The following is a 16,455-nucleotide window of genomic DNA, read 5'->3' as shown; positions in this document are numbered from 1 at the left end:
CTGGGCCGGTGCGCGGCAAGCGCGGGGCGGCAAAACGTGCGCGGATCGGATCGGGCGGCCGGGCCGGCGGCATGCCGGCCCGGGCCGAAACCGGGCTGCCCGAGGGTAGCCCGGCAATACGCGTGATGCTTAGTTCTTCAGCAGGTGGGCGACGCCATCGCGCTCTTCGAGCAGCTCGGCCAGCGTACCGTCCATCTTCTCGCGCGAGAACGCGTCGATTTCCAGGCCTTCGATGCGCTTGTACTCGCCGTTTTCGCAAACGACCGGCACGCCGTAGATGATGTCTTCGGGGATGCCGTACGAGCCGTCCGACGGGATGCCCATCGTGACCCACTTGCCGTTCGTGCCGAGGACCCAGTCACGCACGTGGTCGATCGCTGCGTTCGCTGCCGACGCTGCCGACGACAGGCCGCGCGCTTCGATGATCGCCGCGCCGCGCTTGCCGACGGTCGGGATGAACGTGTCGCGGTTCCACACGTCGTCGTTGATCAGCTTCAGCAGCGATTCGCCTTCGGCGGTCGCGAAGCGGAAGTCGGGGTACATCGTCGGCGAGTGGTTGCCCCACACGGCGAGCTTCTCGATCGAGGCGACCGGCTTGCCCGACTTCGCGGCGAGCTGCGACAGCGCGCGGTTGTGGTCGAGGCGCAGCATGGCCGTGAAGTTCTTCTTCGGCAGATCCGGTGCCGACTTCATCGCGATGTAGGCGTTCGTGTTCGCCGGGTTGCCGACGACCAGCACCTTCACGTCGCGGCTGGCGACTTCGTTCAGCGCAGCGCCCTGAACCGTGAAGATTTCGGCGTTTGCCGACAGCAGGTCCTTGCGCTCCATGCCCTTCGAGCGCGGACGTGCGCCGACCAGCAGTGCGACGTCGGCATCCTTGAATGCGACCTTCGGATCATCGGTGATCACGACGCCCGACAGCAGCGGGAACGCGCAATCGTCGAGTTCCATCACGACGCCTTTGACGGCACCTTGGGCTTGCGGGAGGTCGAGCAGTTGCAGGATGACCGGCTGGTCCTTGCCGAGCAGGTCGCCGTTCGCGATGCGGAACAGCAGGGAGTAAGCGATTTGACCTGCGGCGCCGGTGACGGCAACACGCTTTGCGGGCTTAGCCATTGAAAATCTCCAGGACGGGTGAAGCGTTGGACACTCGCGAAAACGCCATTCTATGCGCGTTGTGCGGAGTGTTGCATTGAAGCAGGGCGGAGGACTCGCGATGGCAGACGCGGTGAACCTGGAGACGGCCGTGGCACGTAGCCGGGGACGCGCTTTTGCACCCGCGAACCCTTGCTCGACCCGGAGTGTAGGAGCCGTCTCGCTCAAAGTCAAACGGTATCATATGTCTTATATAAGACAGATGTTTTGCGGAAATTGAGTGGACTTAAAAGTGCGGTTTGTGATGAAATGCGCGCCATGACATCGAACCAGGCGAATACCGCGAATCAGACCGGCGCAGGCGGCCCAGGGCAGCCGGGCGCGAGCGATCCCGCATCTTCGCCTGCGGCTGCGCCGTCGCCGACGTTCAGCCCGTTATACCAGCAGATTAAGTCATTAATCACGCAAAGTCTCGAAACCGGTGAGTGGAAGCCGGGCGAGATCATCCCGAGCGAAGTGGAGCTCGCGGCCCGCTACAAGGTCAGCCAGGGCACCGTCCGCAAGGCGATCGACGAGCTGGCTGCCGAAAACCTCGTGGTCCGGCGGCAGGGCAAGGGTACTTTTGTTGCGACGCACAATGAAGATCGCGCGCAGTTCCGCTTCCTGCGGCTGCTGGCCGACGACGGTGCCGAGCATCCGCACGTGAGCCGTCTGCTCGAATGCCGGCGCCTGCGCGCGCCGGCCGAGATCGCGCGGCAGCTCGACCTGAAGCCGGCCGATCCCGTCGTGCAGGTGCGCCGCCTGCTGGAGTTCGAGAACGAAGTGACCGTGCTGGACGAGATCTGGCTGCCGGGCGCGATGTTCCGCGGGCTCACGTTCGAGCGGTTGAGCGAGTACAAGGGGCCGCTCTACGCGATGTTCGAGACGGAGTTCGGCACGCGGATGATCCGCGCGACGGAGAAGATCCGCGCGGTGGCGGCAGAGCCGGCGGTGGCCGACCTGCTGCACGTGCCGGCAGGTTTTCCTTTGCTGTCGGTCGAGCGCGTGTCCTATACATACGGAGACCGGCCGGTGGAAGTGCGTCGCGGCTGGTATGTCACAACCGGGTACTACTATCAGAATGACTTGAGTTGACGGTGTATCGGCTCAAGCCGAGTGCGTTCGCGATCCCCACGTTCGCGAAGCACGTTTCGGGCCGCCTTTGTTCTTGTTCGCGCAACTATCCAGAGCAGACTTTCGCTGCAGCGCGATATAAAAAGGCGCTAAAATCGCGGATTAGTGTGACAACATAGTAGGGGTCTAGCATGACTGATGCAGTAAGAAAGCCGAGACCGGAATACCGGAACATCGGATTCGGCGATATCACGATGAAATATCGCATGCCGCTGGCAGCGATATTGTCGATTCTCCATCGAGTCAGCGGCGCGCTGCTGTTCTTGTTCCTGCCGTTCCTGCTGTTCCTCTTCGACCAGAGTCTCACGTCCGAACTCAGCTTCGAAGGCTTCAAGCAATTCCTCTCCAACATCATCGTCAAGCTGATCGTCCTCGCACTGTCGTGGGCCTTCTTCCACCATTTCTGCGCCGGCATTCGCCACCTGCTGATGGACGTCAACCACGACGCCGTCACGAAGGAAGGCGGCAAGCGGACGGCAGTCGTCGTCTTTGTCGTCTCGATCGCCCTGACGATCGCCATGGCACTCAAACTGTTCGGAGCATTCTAAGAAAATGGCAGCCAATAACCGAATCGGCTCGAAGCGCCTCGTCGTCGGCGCTCACTACGGCCTGCGCGACTGGCTTGCGCAGCGCATCACCGCCACGATCATGGCGGTCTACACGGTCATTCTGCTCGTCCTGTTCTTCGGCGCGCACGATTTCTCGTACGAAGGCTGGGCATCGATCTTCGCCGCGCAATGGATGAAGCTCGCAACCTTCGTGATGCTGCTTTCCCTCTTCTACCACGCATGGGTCGGCGTGCGCGACATCTGGATGGACTACGTGAAGCCCGTCGGTGTGCGCCTGCTGCTGCAATCGCTGACCATCGTCTGGCTGCTCGCATGTGCGGGCTATGCCGCGCAGATTCTCTGGAGAGTGTAAAGAATGGCTGCAATCAAATCTAACCTCCCGCGTCGCAAGTTCGACGTGGTGATCGTCGGCGCGGGCGGCTCCGGCTTGCGCGCAGCGCTGCAACTGTCGCGCGCGGGCCTGTCGGTCGGCGTGCTGTCGAAGGTGTTCCCGACGCGTTCGCACACGGTGGCCGCGCAGGGCGGTATCGGTGCGTCGCTCGGCAACATGAGCGAAGACAACTGGCACTTCCACTTCTACGACACGATCAAGGGCTCCGACTGGCTCGGCGACCAGGACGCGATCGAATTCATGTGCCGTGAAGCGCCGAACGTCGTGTACGAACTCGAGCACTTCGGCATGCCGTTCGACCGTAACGCGGACGGCACGATCTACCAGCGCCCGTTCGGCGGCCACACCGCGAACTACGGCGAGAAGCCGGTCCAGCGCGCATGCGCGGCCGCCGACCGTACCGGTCACGCGCTGCTGCACACGCTGTACCAGCAGAACGTCGAAGCGAAGACGCAGTTCTTCGTCGAATGGATGGCGCTCGACCTGATCCGCGACGCGGAAGGCGACGTACTCGGCGTGACGGCCCTCGAGATGGAGACGGGTGACGTCTACATCATGGAAGGCAAGACCACGCTGTTCGCGACGGGCGGCGCAGGCCGGATCTTCGCGGCATCGACCAACGCGTTCATCAACACCGGCGACGGCCTCGGCATGGCTGCGCGTTCGGGCATCGCGCTGCAGGACATGGAGTTCTGGCAGTTCCACCCGACCGGCGTGGCCGGCGCGGGCGTGCTGATCACCGAAGGCGTGCGCGGCGAAGGCGGTATCCTGCGCAATGCGAACGGCGAGCGTTTCATGGAGCGCTACGCGCCGACGCTGAAGGATCTGGCGCCGCGTGACTTCGTGTCGCGTTCGATGGACCAGGAAATCAAGGAAGGCCGTGGCGTGGGTCCGAACAAGGATCACGTGCTGCTCGACCTGTCGCACATCGGCGCCGAGACGATCATGAAGCGTCTGCCGTCGATCCGCGAAATCGCGCTGAAGTTCGCGAACGTCGACGCGATCAAGGAACCGATCCCGGTCGTCCCGACGATCCACTACCAGATGGGCGGCATCCCGACCAACATCCACGGTCAGGTCGTCGGCACGACGCGCGGCGGTCACAAGGATCCGGTCAACGGCTTCTACGCAGTGGGCGAATGCTCGTGCGTGTCCGTGCACGGCGCGAACCGCCTCGGCACGAACTCGCTGCTGGACCTCGTGGTGTTCGGCCGTGCGGCCGGCAACCACATCGTCGAGCACGTGAAGAACCAGAAGGAACACAAGCCGCTGCCGGCCGATGCAGGCGAATTCTCGCTGGCACGCCTGGCGAAGCTCGACAAGTCGACCTCGGGTGAATACACGCAGGACGTCGCGAACGACATCCGCGCAACGATGCAGAAGCATGCAGGTGTGTTCCGCACGTCGAAACTGCTGAAGGAAGGCGTCGACGAGATGGCCGGCCTGGCGGCGCGCGTGCAAAACATCCACCTGAAGGACAAGTCGAAGGTGTTCAACACCGCGCGCGTCGAAGCGCTCGAGCTGGAGAACCTGATCGAAGTTGCTCGCGCAACGATGGTGTCGGCGGAAGCGCGCAAGGAAAGCCGTGGCGCACACGCCCACAGCGACTACGAACACCGCGACGACGAGAACTGGCTGCGCCACACGCTGTGGTACAGCGAAGGCGATCGCCTCGACTACAAGCCGGTTCAAATGAAGCCGCTGACGGTCGAATCCGTGCCGCCGAAGCCGCGCACGTTCTAAGCCGAGTCAAAGGAATCCGAAATGGCAAAACGCATTTTTGAAGTCTACCGCTACGATCCGGACAAGGACGCAGCGCCGCGCATGCAGACGTACGAGCTGGAGCTCGAGCACGAGCGCATGCTGCTCGACGCACTGGTCAAACTGAAGGCCGTGGACGAGACGCTGTCGTTCCGCCGTTCGTGCCGTGAAGGCGTGTGCGGTTCGGACGCGATGAACATCAACGGCAAGAACGGTCTCGCGTGTCTCACGAACCTGAACGACCTGCCGCAGAAGATCGTGCTGCGTCCGCTGCCGGGCCTGCCCGTCGTGCGTGACCTGATCGTCGACATGACGCACTTCTTCAACCAGTACCACTCGATCAAGCCGTACCTGATCAACGACGCGCCGCCGCCGGAGAAGGAACGTCTCCAGTCGCCGGAAGAGCGCGACGAGCTCGACGGCGTGTACGAGTGCATTCTGTGCGCAAGCTGCTCGACGTCGTGCCCGAGCTTCTGGTGGAACCCGGACAAGTTCGTCGGCCCGGCGGGCCTGCTGCAGGCTTACCGCTTCATCGCGGATAGCCGCGACACCGCCACCGGCGAGCGTCTCGACAACCTGGAAGACCCGTACCGTCTGTTCCGTTGCCACACGATCATGAACTGCGTCGACGTTTGCCCGAAGGGCCTGAACCCGACGAAGGCGATCGGCAAGATCAAGGAACTGATGGTCCGCCGCGCGGTTTAAGGTCGGCATGAGCGACGATTCGCATCAATCCGACCCGCACCGCCGCGCGCGCCTTCGCTGGCGCGCGCGGCGGGGTCTGCTGGAGAACGACATCATTTTCGAGCGTTTCTTCAGCAGATACGAGCATGACCTCACCGATGCAGACGTAGGCGCGTTGTCGCGCCTGCTCGATCTGAGCGACAACGACCTGATGGACTTGCTCCTCGCGCGCAAGGAACCAGAAGGCGACCTAGACAGCCCGGACATTCACCGGCTGTTGGAGATGCTGCGCAACGTGTAACGCGTTACGCCCGTTATCGAATCCCGTTTCTTTATTTCGATTGAGGATGTGCCATGACTCCGTCTGATGTTAAAGCCACGCTATCGTTCAGCGACAACTCGCCGAGCGTCGAACTGCCGATTTACAAGGGCACGATGGGCCCGGACGTAATCGACATCCGCAAGCTGTACGGCCAGACCGGCAAGTTCACGTACGACCCGGGCTTCATGTCGACGGCAGCTTGTAATTCGGCGATCACGTACATCGACGGCGACAAGGGCGAGCTGCTGTACCGCGGCTACCCGATCGACAACCTCGCGCAAAATGCGGACTTCCTCGAAAGCTGCTACCTGCTGCTGAAGGGCGAGCTGCCGAACGCCGCGCAGAAGAAGGAATTCGTCGACACCGTCACGAAGCACACGATGGTGCACGAGCAGATGCACTTCTTCTTCCGTGGCTTCCGTCGCGACGCGCACCCGATGGCGATCCTGGTCGCTGCAGTCGGCGCGCTGTCGGCGTTCTACCACGACTCGCTCGACATCAACGATCCGCGTCACCGTGAAGTGTCGGCGATCCGCATGATCGCGAAGCTGCCGACGCTCGTCGCGATGGCGTACAAGTACAGCATCGGTCAGCCGTTCGTGTACCCGAAGAACTCGCTGTCGTACAGCGCGAACTTCATGCACATGATGTTCTCGAACCCGTGCGAAGAGTACAAGGTCAACGACGTGCTCGTCCGCGCACTCGACCGTATCCTGATCCTGCACGCAGACCACGAGCAGAACGCATCGACGTCGACCGTCCGTCTGGCCGGCTCGTCGGGCGCGAACCCGTTCGCCTGTATCGCTGCCGGTATCGCCTGTCTGTGGGGCCCGGCGCACGGTGGTGCGAACGAAGCCGCGCTGAACATGCTCGAGCAGATCGGTTCGCCGGACAACATCCCCGAATTCATCAAGCAGGTGAAGGACAAGAATTCGGGCGTGAAGCTGATGGGCTTCGGTCACCGCGTGTACAAGAACTACGACCCGCGTGCGAAGCTGATGCGCGAAACGTGCTACGAAGTGCTGAACGAACTGGGCCTGCACGACGACCCGCTGTTCAAGCTCGCGATGCAGCTCGAGAAGATCGCGCTGGAAGACGAATACTTCGTGTCGCGCAAGCTGTACCCGAACGTCGACTTCTACTCGGGCATCGTCCAGCGCGCGCTGGGCATCCCGACGTCGATGTTCACGTGTATCTTCGCGATGGCACGTACGGTCGGCTGGATCGCACAGTGGAACGAAATGATCGGCGATCCGGAACAGAAGATCGGCCGTCCGCGTCAGCTGTTCATCGGCGATACGCCGCGCGAAGCGAAGCCGCTCAACGCACGTTAAGTCGTGCGCCGCGCGAACGGCCGGCAGGCCGCTCGCGTGGGCGATCGCAACGCCACGACACCCCGACGGGTCACCCCGTCGGGGTGTTTTCATTTGTGCGGCCGCGGTTCGTTCGGGGCGGCGCGGCGCTCGAGCGATGGCGGGCGCGTGTCGAGTGCGGGTGCGTCGTCGTCGGGTGCGTGGCCGTGCTGCACGAAGAACTGCCGGTATGCGCCGGGCGTCATCCCGCGCGCGGCGAGGAACTGGCGGTTGAAGTTCGCGGCATTCGGAATGCCGCAGCGCGCGGCCACGGTCGCGATCGGCCAGTCGGTGCCGACGAGATGACGGCACGCGTGCGCGAGCCGCAGCCGCTGCACGTAGCGGCCGACGCTTTCGCCGAGATGCCGGACGAACAGGCGCTGCAAAGTGCGTTCGGACATGTGCGCAGCGGCGGCGAGCGCGTCGATGCGCAGCGGTTCGTGGAAGTGCCGGTCGATCGCGTCGAGTACGCGGTCGAGTCGTTCGGCTTCCGGTGCGGCCACGTTGGCGGGCGGCGTCGTGCCGTCGGCCCGGTCGTACGCGTGCGCGGTGGCGAGCGGTTCGCCGCCGGCTTCCGCGAGATCGGCGAGCGTGTCGAGCGCGGCCGCGAGCCGTGTGCGGGGCGACGGATCGAGCAACTGCGGCAACCGCGCGCGCATCGCGCGGGCCGCGTCCGTGTCGAAGCGCAGGCCCGGTGCGGCACGCCTCAGCAACGAGCGCAGCGGCGCGTATTCCGGGCAACAGTCGGCCAGACGCCGCGCCCAGTCGCCGTCGAACCAGATGACGAGCGCGACTTCGGGGGCATCGCGATCGATGCGGGCATTCGACGACCAGGTATGCGGCAGGTTGGGCGGCACGAGCACCAGGTCGTCGTCCGCGTAGTGCGCGACGTGATCGCCGATGAAGCGCCGGCCGCGGCTGTTGAGCGTCAGCGTCAGTTCGTACTCGGGATGGCGATGCCACTCGAACGGGATGCGCGCGAGCTGGCGGTGATAGACGCGGATCGAACAGCCGGGGGCGAACGTCACGTGCTCGTACTGCGGTTTCATCACGGCCTCCGGGCGAGGGCGGGCATTGCGCCGTGGCATGATCGTGAGCGATCGTCACGACGGAGCGATGCCATGTTTTCACATGTTTGCGTGGGTGTGACCGACACCGCGCGCGCCTTCGATTTCTACGCGCCGCTGTTTGCGGAACTCGGGCTGCGCCTGAAATTCCGCGAGCCGGATGGCTGGTCGGGCTGGATGCCGGCCGACACCGACCGGCCGTTGTTCTTCTTCGGCCAGCCGCTCGATGGCCGTGCACCCGAACCGGGCAATGGCCACACGATCGCGTTCGTTGCGCCGACCCGCGCGCACGTCGATCGCTGCCACGCGCTCGCGCTGCGTCACGGCGGCGCCTGCGAAGGGCCGCCGGGCCTGCGGCCGGACTATCACCGCGACTACTACGGCGCCTATTTCCGCGATCCGGACGGCAACAAGCTGTGCGTGGTCTGCCATCGTCCGGAGTGATGCACGGTTGTCCGGATTGTATCGGTAGTTGGCCGGATAGTGGCAATCGCGGCCGCGCACCGGCCGTACGCTGACAGCACACACGACACCTGTCAGCGAGGAGACCACGATGCAACTGACGATTGACGACCTGCCTGCCGCCATTCGCGACGCGAAACGGGCACTGCGCGCCGACCTGCCCAATTACGCGGTCACGTTTCGCGAACTGGAGGGCGATATCGCGCGCCAGGTCGACGCGATCCGGCGTGCGCATGCGCAGGGCCATGACGTGATTCCGGTGGTGCCGTTCGCGGACATCGCGGGCGGATCTGTCGATCCGCAAGCGATTGCTGCGATCCGCACGCATGGCGCGGTCGTGATCCGTGGCGTATTCGATGCGCAGCAGGCGCGCGACTGGAACGACGAGATCGGCGCCTACCTGGACGCGAACCGCTTCGCCGAACGGTTGCACGCACGTGCCGAGGACCGCTATTTCGGCAACCTCGCGTCGGGCCAGCCGCAGATCTACGGCGTCTACTGGTCGAAGCCGCAGGTGGCTGCGCGCCAGTCGCCCGCACTGACCCAGGCGCGCGTGTTCCTGAACCGCCTGTGGCGGCACGCGGACGGCGGGCGCACGCACTTCGATCCCGACCAGGTGCCGGCCTATGCGGACCGGATTCGCCGCCGCCCGCCGGGCTCGACGTCGCTCGGGCTGTCGCCGCACGTCGATGGCGGTTCCGTCGAACGCTGGCTCGGCGCGAATTTTCGCCAGGTCTACCGACACGTGCTGGCCGGCCGCTGGCGCGATTACGACCCGTTCGATGCGGCGTTCCGGCCGGACGTCGAGGAGATTCCGTCGCCGGCCGTGTGCTCGATGTTCCGCACGTTCCAGGGCTGGACCGCGCTGACGCCGCAGGGGCCCGGCGACGGTACGCTGCAGTTGATCCCGGTCGCGAACGCGATGGCCTTCGTCGTGCTGCGTGCGCTGCAGGACGACGTGGCCGACGACGACCTGTGCGGCGCGCGTCCGGGCCGCGCGCTGTCGATCCGGCCCGAATGGCACGCGCTGCTGCTCGACGCGCTGGTGCCGATCCCGCACATGGAGCCGGGCGACGCGGTGTTCTGGCACGGCGACGTCGTGCACGCGGTCGAGGATGCGCACCGCGGTAGCGGCGACAGTAACGTGATGTACATCGCCGCTGCGCCCGGTTGCGCGAAGAACGACGCATACCTGCAGCGCCAGCGGGCCGCGTTCCTGCGCGGCGAGAGCCCGCCCGATTTCCCGGCCGATCATTTCGAGGTCGAATTCGACGGGCGCGGCGGGGAGGGTGATCTCACGGCGCTCGGCCGTTCGCAGATGGGGTTCGGGGCGGGCGTGTAGCCGGCGTGCCGCAGGTGAAAGCGGCCGTTCGCCAGGCGATGAACGGCCGTCTGCCGAAACCGCTGCGTGCCGCGCGTAATTCGACGTAATCGGCTGTCTGTGCAGCTGAAATCGACGCGAATTGCGCAATTTGGCTTCCGATAATGGTCTGGACACAACGCAGCCGCCCCGTGTGAAGCACGGGTGTGGCACTGACCATGGAGGAGTCGATGCAATTCACGCAAGCGATCGTTCGCCGTCCCGCGCCGTCCTGTGGCGCGGGCCTGACCACCGCCGAACTCGGCGCGCCCGATTACGACAAGACGCTCACGCAGTTCCACGCTTACTGCGACGCGCTGCGCACGCTCGGCGTCGAGCTGACCGAACTGCCGCCGCTGGACGCGTTCCCCGATTCGCACTTCGTCGAGGACACCGCAGTCGTGACGCCGGAATTCGCGGTGATCACGCGCCCGGGGGCACCCGCACGGCGTGGCGAGACGGTGCACATCGAAGCGGCGCTGGCCGCGCATCGCGACTTGCTGCCGATGCAGGACGGCCGTCTCGACGGCGGTGACGTGATGCAGGTCGGCAAGCGCTTCTACATCGGCCTGACGGGCCGTACCGATGCCGAAGGCATCGCCGCATTCGACTCGCTGGTGTCGCGCTACGGCTATTCGGTCGTCGCGGTGCCGGTGGGTGCCGGCCTGCATCTCAAGTCGGTCGTCAACGCGCTCGGCGACGACACGCTGCTCGTGACCGAAGCGCTGGCCGCGCATCCGGCATTCGCCGACTATCGCCGGATCGCGATTTCGGCCGCCGACGAATACGCGGGCAACACGCTGCGCGTGAACGGCACGTTGATCACGCCGGCCGGTTACCCGCGCGTGCACGATGCGATCGCGTCGCTCGGGCTGCCGCTGCACGTGATCGATACGAGCGAGTTCCGCAAGATGGACGGCGGCCTGACCTGCCTGTCGCTGCGGTTCTAGCCGATTGGCGCGCGGCCGCTTCGGCCGGATAATGTGGCCCCCGCGCGGAACAGGAGACGTTCCGCGCACCAGCCACGACCCGACCGGAGCGAACGCGGATGACCGACAAGAAGATGCAGCTCGACAAGATCGATCTCCGGATCCTCGACATCCTGCGCACCGACGGGCGGATTTCCTACCGGAAGCTGTCGGAGCTCGTGAACCTCACGCCGCGGCCGTGCCAGGCGCGCGTGGAGCGGCTCGAGGCGCTCGGTGTGATCGAAGGGTACCGCGCGGTGATCAAGGCGCCGCGCGCGACCAAGCCGATCGTCGTGATCGCGCAGATCACGCTGGCCGACCACGGGCGTTCGCAGGCGCCGTTCGAGGACGAAATGCGTGCGAATCCGGCCGTGCTCGATTGCTGGCTCGTCAGCGGCACGTTCGATTTTCTCGTGCGGCTCGCGTGCGAGGATCTCGACGAGTACCGGCGGATCGCGAACGTGTGGCTGGAGAGCCCGCGGTTCCGGATCGAGAAGATCGTGACGACGGCCGAACTGCAGGCGATCAAGCGCAGCGTCGTGTGATGCGGCCGGCCGGGAAGGGCCGGTTTCGACGCGAATGACCCGGCCTGACGATTTGCATTCCGAATCAAATCGCCAGGCCCGAATCCAATCAGGGTGAACACTATGGATGCATTGCAAGCGGCAGCGGAGACGGCCGCACCGTCCGGAACGGCGCTGAAGCGCCGTCTGCAGGGCCGCCACATCGCGATGATTGCGATCGGCGGCTCGATCGGTACGGGGCTGTTCGTCGCGTCGGGGGCGTCGGTCGCGCAGGCGGGGCCGGGCGGAGCGATCGCCGCGTATATCGCGATCGGGCTGATGGTGTACTTCGTCGTCACGGGCCTCGGCGAGATGGCCGCGCTGATGCCGGTATCGGGCTCGTTTGCGATCTACGGCGAGAAGTACGTCGACGAAGGCTTCGGCGTCGCGCTTGGCTGGACCTACTGGTACAGCTGGGCCGTGACGATCGCGATCGAGCTGGTCGCCGCGCAGATCGTGATGCGCTACTGGTTTCCGACCATACCCGGCATCTGGTGGGGCGCGGGCTTCCTCGTGCTGATCTTCCTGCTGAACACGCTGTCGGTACGCGGTTTCGGCGAATCGGAATACTGGTTCTCGCTGATCAAGGTCGTCACCGTGGTCGCGTTCATCGCAGCCGGGCTGCTGATCGCGGCCGGCCTGATCGGGAACGGGCATCCGGTCGGCATGCGCAACTTCACGACGGGTGACGCGCCGTTCGTCGGCGGTGTGCACGCGATGATGAGCGTCGCGCTGATCGCGGGCTTCTCGTTTCTCGGCACCGAGCTGGTCGGGATCACCGCCGGTGAATCGGAAAACCCGCGCAAGACGATCCCGCGCGCGGTGAAGCAGATCTTCTGGCGGATCATGCTGTTCTACGTGTTCGCGATCTTCGTGATCGGCCTGCTGGTGCCGTACACCGACCCGAACCTGCTGAAGAGCGACGTGACCGACATCGGCGTGAGCCCGTTCACGCTGGTGTTCAGCCATGCGGGTTTCCGGCTCGCGGCTGGCGCAATGAATCTCGTGATCCTGACGGCCGTGCTGTCGGCCGGCAATTCCGGCACCTACGCGGCCACGCGGATGCTGTACAACCTCGCGGCGGAAGGGCGCGCGCCGGCGATGTTCGCGACGCTGTCGCCGGGCGGCGTGCCGCGCAATGCGCTGTACGCGACGATGGCCGTCGGCGGGCTGTGCTTCCTCACGTCGCTGACCAACAACCAGAGCATCTATCTGTGGCTGCTGAATACGGTCGGTATCACGGGCTTCATCGCGTGGCTCGGCATCGCGGTCTGCCATTACCGGTTCCGCAAGGGGTTCCTGAAGCAGGGCTACAGGCTCGATCAGCTGCCGTACCGTGCGAAATGGTTTCCGTTCGGGCCGCTGTTCGCGATCGCGATCTGCATCGTGATCTCGCTCGGGCAGGATTACCAGGCGTTCTTCGCGGCCCGCATCGACTGGATGGAAGTGCTGTCGATCTACGTGTGGATTCCGCTGTTCGTCGCGATCTGGTGGGCGTATCGCCGTGCGCGCAAGAGCCGGCTCGTGCGCTACGAGGAGATGGACATCGGGCCGTGGCTGACGCGTTCGGTCGAGGCCGTCGATGCGACGGTCACGCAGCACGGGCAGCCGCACTGATTGCCGGGTACCGAAAGCGCGGTAACAGGAGCCGGCACGTTTCGCACGGCCGGCTCCGATGCGTGACGCTGGCGTGCAGTGACGCTCGCAAACCGCGCTTAGCGCCCGTGCTGCAACTGCGCCTTCATGAAATCCACCCACGCGCGCACTTTCTGCGGCACGTGCCGCGTCGCGACGTACAGCGCGTAGACGTTCTGCTGCGGAAACCGGTACGCGGGCAGTGCATCGACCAGTGCGCCGCTGTCGAGATCGTCGCGCACGAGCCATTCCGGCAGTAGCGCGACGCCGCTGCCCTGGCGCGCCAGTTCACTCAACACCGATGCGTTGTCGACGACGATGTGAGGCTTCGTCGCCGGTCGAAATGCATGTTCGTTGCCTGCGGGATCGGTGAGCGTCCATTCGGCGATTCGCTCGAGCCGGCTGTGGCCGAGCTGGGGCAGGCGGGCCAGGTCGCCGGGCGACGCCGGCGGCGGGAGCCCGGCCTTGGCAGGCAGGCCGGGCGCCATCACGGCGAGCACGTCATAGGTGGCAAGGCAGGCGCCGCGATAGGGCAGGTCGCGAAAATGCTCGTGGCGTCCGAGCCGGATCGCGACGTCGAAGCGGTCGCGCACGAGATCGGCCTGCGAAGTATGGGTTTCGAGCCGCACGCGCAACGCGGGATGCCGCGCGGTGAACGCATGCAGCATCGGTGCGAGGACGCGCGCTGCATATTCGACCGTCGACGTCACGCGCAGGATGCCCTGCATTCCGCCGTGCTCGCCGCGCACTTCGTCGATTGCGCCTTCGGCTTCTTCTAGCACGCGCAGGCAGCGCTGGTAGAAGCGCTCGCCGGCGTCGGTCAGTTCGACACGCCGGGTCGTCCGTGTGAGCAGCGTGACGCCGAGCTCGGCTTCGAGTTGCTTCACGTTAAAACTGACGGCTGCCCGCGCCTGGTTCAGCGCGGTTGCGGCGGCCGTGAACGAACCGGCCTCGACCACGGCACGGAAGACGGCGAAACGATCGAGGCTCACCATGGTTGGGGCGGGGGTCCTGTCTATGCGTTGGATCGCTCGAAGGGTACCCGAATGTGCGGCACGCGTGCGGCGTGCGGTGCGTTGCAATGGACGCGCGGCGTTGTGGCGGCCTGAGCCGATTGTCAAAAAATTTCGACGGGACTCGTCGAATCCGGCCGCTTACCGATGTGCGTGCCGGCTTCTACACTGCGGCGTTTCATGATGTTCCCGCCGCCATGCCCGACCGCTCCAGAATCGCCGCCGTCTACCTGCTCGGCTTCGCGATCGATCTCGCGAACATGTTCATGCTGAACGCCGCGTATCCGGCGCTGCAGCGCGAACTGCACGCGTCGGTCGCGCAGCTTGCGTGGGTCGGCAACATGTACGTGCTCGGCCTGACCGTCGTGATTCCGTTCGGCACGTGGCTCGCGCGCCGCTGCGGTGAGCGGCGCGTGTTCGCCGCATCGTTGCTGCTGTTCGGGCTCGGCAGTGCCGGCGTCGGCGCGTCACCGTCGATCGAAGCGCTGCTCGCGTGGCGGCTGGTCCAGGGGCTCGGCGGCGGGCTGCTGATTCCGGTCGGGCAGACGATGGCCTATCGCGCGTATCCGCCTCAGGCGCGGGCGCGGCTCACGTCGATCGTGATGATGGTCGCGCTGCTCGTGCCCGCGTTGTCGCCTGCGATCGGCGGGGCCATCGTCGATCGCGGGTCGTGGCGCGCGATCTTCTTCGCGATGTTGCCGATCGCGGCTGCGACCTGCGCGCTCGCGTTCGCGTGGCTGCCGGGCGACGGCGCGCGTGACCGGCCGCCGCGGCTCGACTGGCCGGGGCTCGGGCTGAGTGCGGTGGCGCTCGTCACGTTGCTCCTCGGGCTGACTGCGGCTGGGCAGCACGGCGGCGCGGCATTCCCGCTCGCGATGCTGGCTGTCGCCGTCGCGGCAGGCGCCGGGTATGCGGCGCATGCGCGTCGGGCCATGGCGCCGGTGGTCGACCTGCGCCTGCTCGCACAGCCGCTGCTGAGGATCGGCGTGGTGGTCTATCTGTGCGTGCCGGGCATCTTTACGGGCGTCAACCTCGTCGCGTCGCTCTATCTGCAGAATGCGCTCGGATTGAGCGCCGCGCATGCCGGTGCGCTGATGCTGCCGTGGGCGATCGCGGCGTTCTTCGCGATCGCGACCACGCGCCGCTGCTTTCCGCGCTACGGCGCGAAGCCGTTGTTCGCGAGCGGGATCGCGATCGATTGCATCGGCATCGCACTGCTCGCGACGCCGTGGGCCGGCGTCGAAGCCGTGCGCATCGCGGCGTTCGCGGCGATGGGGTTCGGCGCGAGCCTGTGCACGAGCACGTCGCAGAGCGCGGCATTCGTCGACGTGCCGGCCGACCGGATGGGCGACGCGAGCGCGCTGTGGAACATCAACCGCCAGTTGAGCTTTTGCGTCGGCGTGGCCGCGCTCGGCAGCGCGCTTAATGCGTTGCTGGCGCTCGATGCGGGCGGCCCGTCGCTCGCGCCGTACCGTTGGTGCTTCGGGCTGGCGGTCCTGCTGACGTTGCTGCCGCTCGGCCTGATCGCGCGGCTTCCCGCACACCCTGCGCCGGTCGCGCAACCTGCTTCATCCCATTCCTGAGAACCTGAGAGCCTTATGAATCTGCCGAATCCGTATTTCAAGGAAGTCGTCGACACCATTGCCGACATCGAGTGCTGGTTGTCCGGCCGTGCCGGCCCCGAGCGGCTCGCGACGCTGATGGCGCGCTTCTCGCCGGGATTTTCGATGATCACGATGTCGGGTACGGTGCTCGATTACGCGGGCGTCGATGCGCTGTTTTCACACGGGCACGGCGCGCGGCCGGGGCTCGCGATCGACATCGACGAATTGCGCGGGCTGGCCGTGTGGTCCGATGGCGCGACGATCGGCTATCGCGAGACGCAGACCGACGCGCAAGGGCGGCGCACGGAGCGGCGCGCGACGGTCGTGTTCCGGCGCGAGGCGGATGGGCTGATCGTGTGGCGTCATCTGCACGAGACACCAGTCGCCGCGTGAGCGAGGGCATCCGCCGCCTTGCATGAAGTGGCGCGGATGCCGT

At 65.6% G+C, this 16,455-nt stretch carries 17 protein-coding genes; 14 read left to right on the top strand and 3 right to left on the bottom strand.

The features are described 5' to 3' along the window. Positions 1–129 precede the first annotated feature (129 nt). Positions 130–1,116 (bottom strand): malate dehydrogenase, encoded by a 987-nt coding sequence (locus BCEP18194_RS33525; RefSeq protein WP_011355748.1) that lies wholly within the window; start codon positions 1,114–1,116, stop codon positions 130–132. A 288-nt stretch (positions 1,117–1,404) separates the two neighbouring features. On the opposite strand from BCEP18194_RS33525, the gene BCEP18194_RS33520 reads away from it, so the two are divergent. The 7 genes from BCEP18194_RS33520 (at position 1,405) to gltA (ending at position 7,329) form a co-directional block, all read left to right on the top strand. After that, entirely contained in the window at positions 1,405–2,229 is an 825-nt protein-coding gene (locus BCEP18194_RS33520) for a GntR family transcriptional regulator (RefSeq protein WP_011355747.1), read from the top strand. 170 nt (positions 2,230–2,399) lie between these two features. Beyond that, the gene (gene sdhC / locus BCEP18194_RS33515; RefSeq protein WP_011355746.1) at positions 2,400–2,816 is read left to right on the top strand and encodes a succinate dehydrogenase, cytochrome b556 subunit; all 417 of its coding nucleotides are present in this window, start codon (positions 2,400–2,402) and stop codon (positions 2,814–2,816) included. 4 nt (positions 2,817–2,820) lie between these two features. Next, the gene (gene sdhD, locus BCEP18194_RS33510; RefSeq protein WP_011355745.1) at positions 2,821–3,189 is read left to right on the top strand and encodes a succinate dehydrogenase, hydrophobic membrane anchor protein; all 369 of its coding nucleotides are present in this window, start codon (positions 2,821–2,823) and stop codon (positions 3,187–3,189) included. A gap of 3 nt (positions 3,190–3,192) precedes the next feature. Then, entirely contained in the window at positions 3,193–4,971 is a 1,779-nt protein-coding gene (gene sdhA, locus BCEP18194_RS33505) for a succinate dehydrogenase flavoprotein subunit (RefSeq protein WP_011355744.1), read from the top strand. A 21-nt stretch (positions 4,972–4,992) separates the two neighbouring features. Further along, on the top strand, positions 4,993–5,694 hold the full coding sequence (locus BCEP18194_RS33500) for a succinate dehydrogenase iron-sulfur subunit (RefSeq protein ID WP_011355743.1): 702 nt from the start codon (positions 4,993–4,995) through the stop codon (positions 5,692–5,694). 7 nt (positions 5,695–5,701) lie between these two features. Further along, positions 5,702–5,974 carry a succinate dehydrogenase assembly factor 2 gene (locus tag BCEP18194_RS33495; protein WP_011355742.1) on the top strand — a complete coding sequence of 91 codons (273 nt, stop codon included), beginning with the start codon at positions 5,702–5,704 and terminating at the stop codon, positions 5,972–5,974. A 53-nt stretch (positions 5,975–6,027) separates the two neighbouring features. Further along, a complete protein-coding gene (gene gltA / locus BCEP18194_RS33490; RefSeq protein WP_011355741.1) occupies positions 6,028–7,329 on the top strand; it encodes a citrate synthase in 1,302 nt (433 codons plus the stop codon). Between the two features lie 89 nt (positions 7,330–7,418). Here the strand turns inward: gltA and BCEP18194_RS33485 are convergent, their stop codons facing one another. Next, the gene (locus BCEP18194_RS33485; protein WP_011355740.1) at positions 7,419–8,396 is read right to left on the bottom strand and encodes a helix-turn-helix domain-containing protein; all 978 of its coding nucleotides are present in this window, start codon (positions 8,394–8,396) and stop codon (positions 7,419–7,421) included. Between the two features lie 72 nt (positions 8,397–8,468). Here BCEP18194_RS33485 and BCEP18194_RS33480 point away from each other — a divergent pair, with 72 nt between their 5' ends. From BCEP18194_RS33480 to BCEP18194_RS33460, 5 genes are all read left to right on the top strand, one after another. Then, a complete protein-coding gene (locus BCEP18194_RS33480) occupies positions 8,469–8,858 on the top strand; it encodes a VOC family protein (RefSeq protein WP_011355739.1) in 390 nt (129 codons plus the stop codon). 109 nt (positions 8,859–8,967) lie between these two features. Then, positions 8,968–10,218: a DUF1479 domain-containing protein gene (locus BCEP18194_RS33475; RefSeq protein ID WP_011355738.1), complete on the top strand. Its 1,251-nt coding sequence runs from the start codon at positions 8,968–8,970 to the stop codon at positions 10,216–10,218. A 209-nt stretch (positions 10,219–10,427) separates the two neighbouring features. Continuing rightward, complete coding sequence (locus BCEP18194_RS33470) at positions 10,428–11,186, top strand: dimethylarginine dimethylaminohydrolase family protein (RefSeq protein WP_041493620.1); 759 nt, start codon at positions 10,428–10,430, stop codon at positions 11,184–11,186. 98 nt (positions 11,187–11,284) lie between these two features. Continuing rightward, positions 11,285–11,749 (top strand): Lrp/AsnC family transcriptional regulator, encoded by a 465-nt coding sequence (locus BCEP18194_RS33465; RefSeq protein ID WP_011355736.1) that lies wholly within the window; start codon positions 11,285–11,287, stop codon positions 11,747–11,749. 102 nt (positions 11,750–11,851) lie between these two features. Then, positions 11,852–13,384 (top strand): amino acid permease, encoded by a 1,533-nt coding sequence (locus BCEP18194_RS33460; protein WP_011355735.1) that lies wholly within the window; start codon positions 11,852–11,854, stop codon positions 13,382–13,384. A gap of 98 nt (positions 13,385–13,482) precedes the next feature. Here BCEP18194_RS33460 and BCEP18194_RS33455 read toward each other — a convergent pair whose 3' ends face one another. Then, entirely contained in the window at positions 13,483–14,397 is a 915-nt protein-coding gene (locus tag BCEP18194_RS33455; protein WP_011355734.1) for a LysR family transcriptional regulator, read from the bottom strand. A gap of 215 nt (positions 14,398–14,612) precedes the next feature. On the opposite strand from BCEP18194_RS33455, the gene BCEP18194_RS33450 reads away from it, so the two are divergent. Both BCEP18194_RS33450 and BCEP18194_RS33445 read left to right on the top strand, forming a co-directional pair. Continuing rightward, positions 14,613–15,998, top strand: a complete 1,386-nt coding sequence (locus BCEP18194_RS33450) for an MFS transporter (protein WP_011355733.1) — start codon at positions 14,613–14,615, stop codon at positions 15,996–15,998. A gap of 15 nt (positions 15,999–16,013) precedes the next feature. Continuing rightward, complete coding sequence (locus tag BCEP18194_RS33445; protein WP_011355732.1) at positions 16,014–16,412, top strand: hypothetical protein; 399 nt, start codon at positions 16,014–16,016, stop codon at positions 16,410–16,412. Positions 16,413–16,455 lie beyond the last annotated feature (43 nt).

The sequence above is a fragment of the Burkholderia lata genome (assembly GCF_000012945.1).
Classification (GTDB): domain Bacteria; phylum Pseudomonadota; class Gammaproteobacteria; order Burkholderiales; family Burkholderiaceae; genus Burkholderia; species Burkholderia lata.
Note: the sequence above shows the minus strand (reverse complement) of the source record. Positions and strands in the feature narration are given on the sequence as shown.

Coding starts and splice junctions, on each gene's coding strand:
- BCEP18194_RS33480 (WP_011355739.1), top strand. CDS start 8,469: ATGTTTTCACATGTTTGCGTGGGTGTGACCGACACCGCGCGCGCCTTC.
- BCEP18194_RS33475 (WP_011355738.1), top strand. CDS start 8,968: ATGCAACTGACGATTGACGACCTGCCTGCCGCCATTCGCGACGCGAAA.
- BCEP18194_RS33500 (WP_011355743.1), top strand. CDS start 4,993: ATGGCAAAACGCATTTTTGAAGTCTACCGCTACGATCCGGACAAGGAC.
- BCEP18194_RS33450 (WP_011355733.1), top strand. CDS start 14,613: ATGCCCGACCGCTCCAGAATCGCCGCCGTCTACCTGCTCGGCTTCGCG.
- sdhD (WP_011355745.1), top strand. CDS start 2,821: ATGGCAGCCAATAACCGAATCGGCTCGAAGCGCCTCGTCGTCGGCGCT.
- BCEP18194_RS33460 (WP_011355735.1), top strand. CDS start 11,852: ATGGATGCATTGCAAGCGGCAGCGGAGACGGCCGCACCGTCCGGAACG.
- sdhC (WP_011355746.1), top strand. CDS start 2,400: ATGACTGATGCAGTAAGAAAGCCGAGACCGGAATACCGGAACATCGGA.
- BCEP18194_RS33485 (WP_011355740.1), bottom strand. CDS start 8,396: ATGAAACCGCAGTACGAGCACGTGACGTTCGCCCCCGGCTGTTCGATC.
- BCEP18194_RS33495 (WP_011355742.1), top strand. CDS start 5,702: ATGAGCGACGATTCGCATCAATCCGACCCGCACCGCCGCGCGCGCCTT.
- sdhA (WP_011355744.1), top strand. CDS start 3,193: ATGGCTGCAATCAAATCTAACCTCCCGCGTCGCAAGTTCGACGTGGTG.
- BCEP18194_RS33520 (WP_011355747.1), top strand. CDS start 1,405: ATGCGCGCCATGACATCGAACCAGGCGAATACCGCGAATCAGACCGGC.
- BCEP18194_RS33455 (WP_011355734.1), bottom strand. CDS start 14,397: ATGGTGAGCCTCGATCGTTTCGCCGTCTTCCGTGCCGTGGTCGAGGCC.
- BCEP18194_RS33465 (WP_011355736.1), top strand. CDS start 11,285: ATGACCGACAAGAAGATGCAGCTCGACAAGATCGATCTCCGGATCCTC.
- BCEP18194_RS33525 (WP_011355748.1), bottom strand. CDS start 1,116: ATGGCTAAGCCCGCAAAGCGTGTTGCCGTCACCGGCGCCGCAGGTCAA.
- BCEP18194_RS33445 (WP_011355732.1), top strand. CDS start 16,014: ATGAATCTGCCGAATCCGTATTTCAAGGAAGTCGTCGACACCATTGCC.
- gltA (WP_011355741.1), top strand. CDS start 6,028: ATGACTCCGTCTGATGTTAAAGCCACGCTATCGTTCAGCGACAACTCG.
- BCEP18194_RS33470 (WP_041493620.1), top strand. CDS start 10,428: ATGCAATTCACGCAAGCGATCGTTCGCCGTCCCGCGCCGTCCTGTGGC.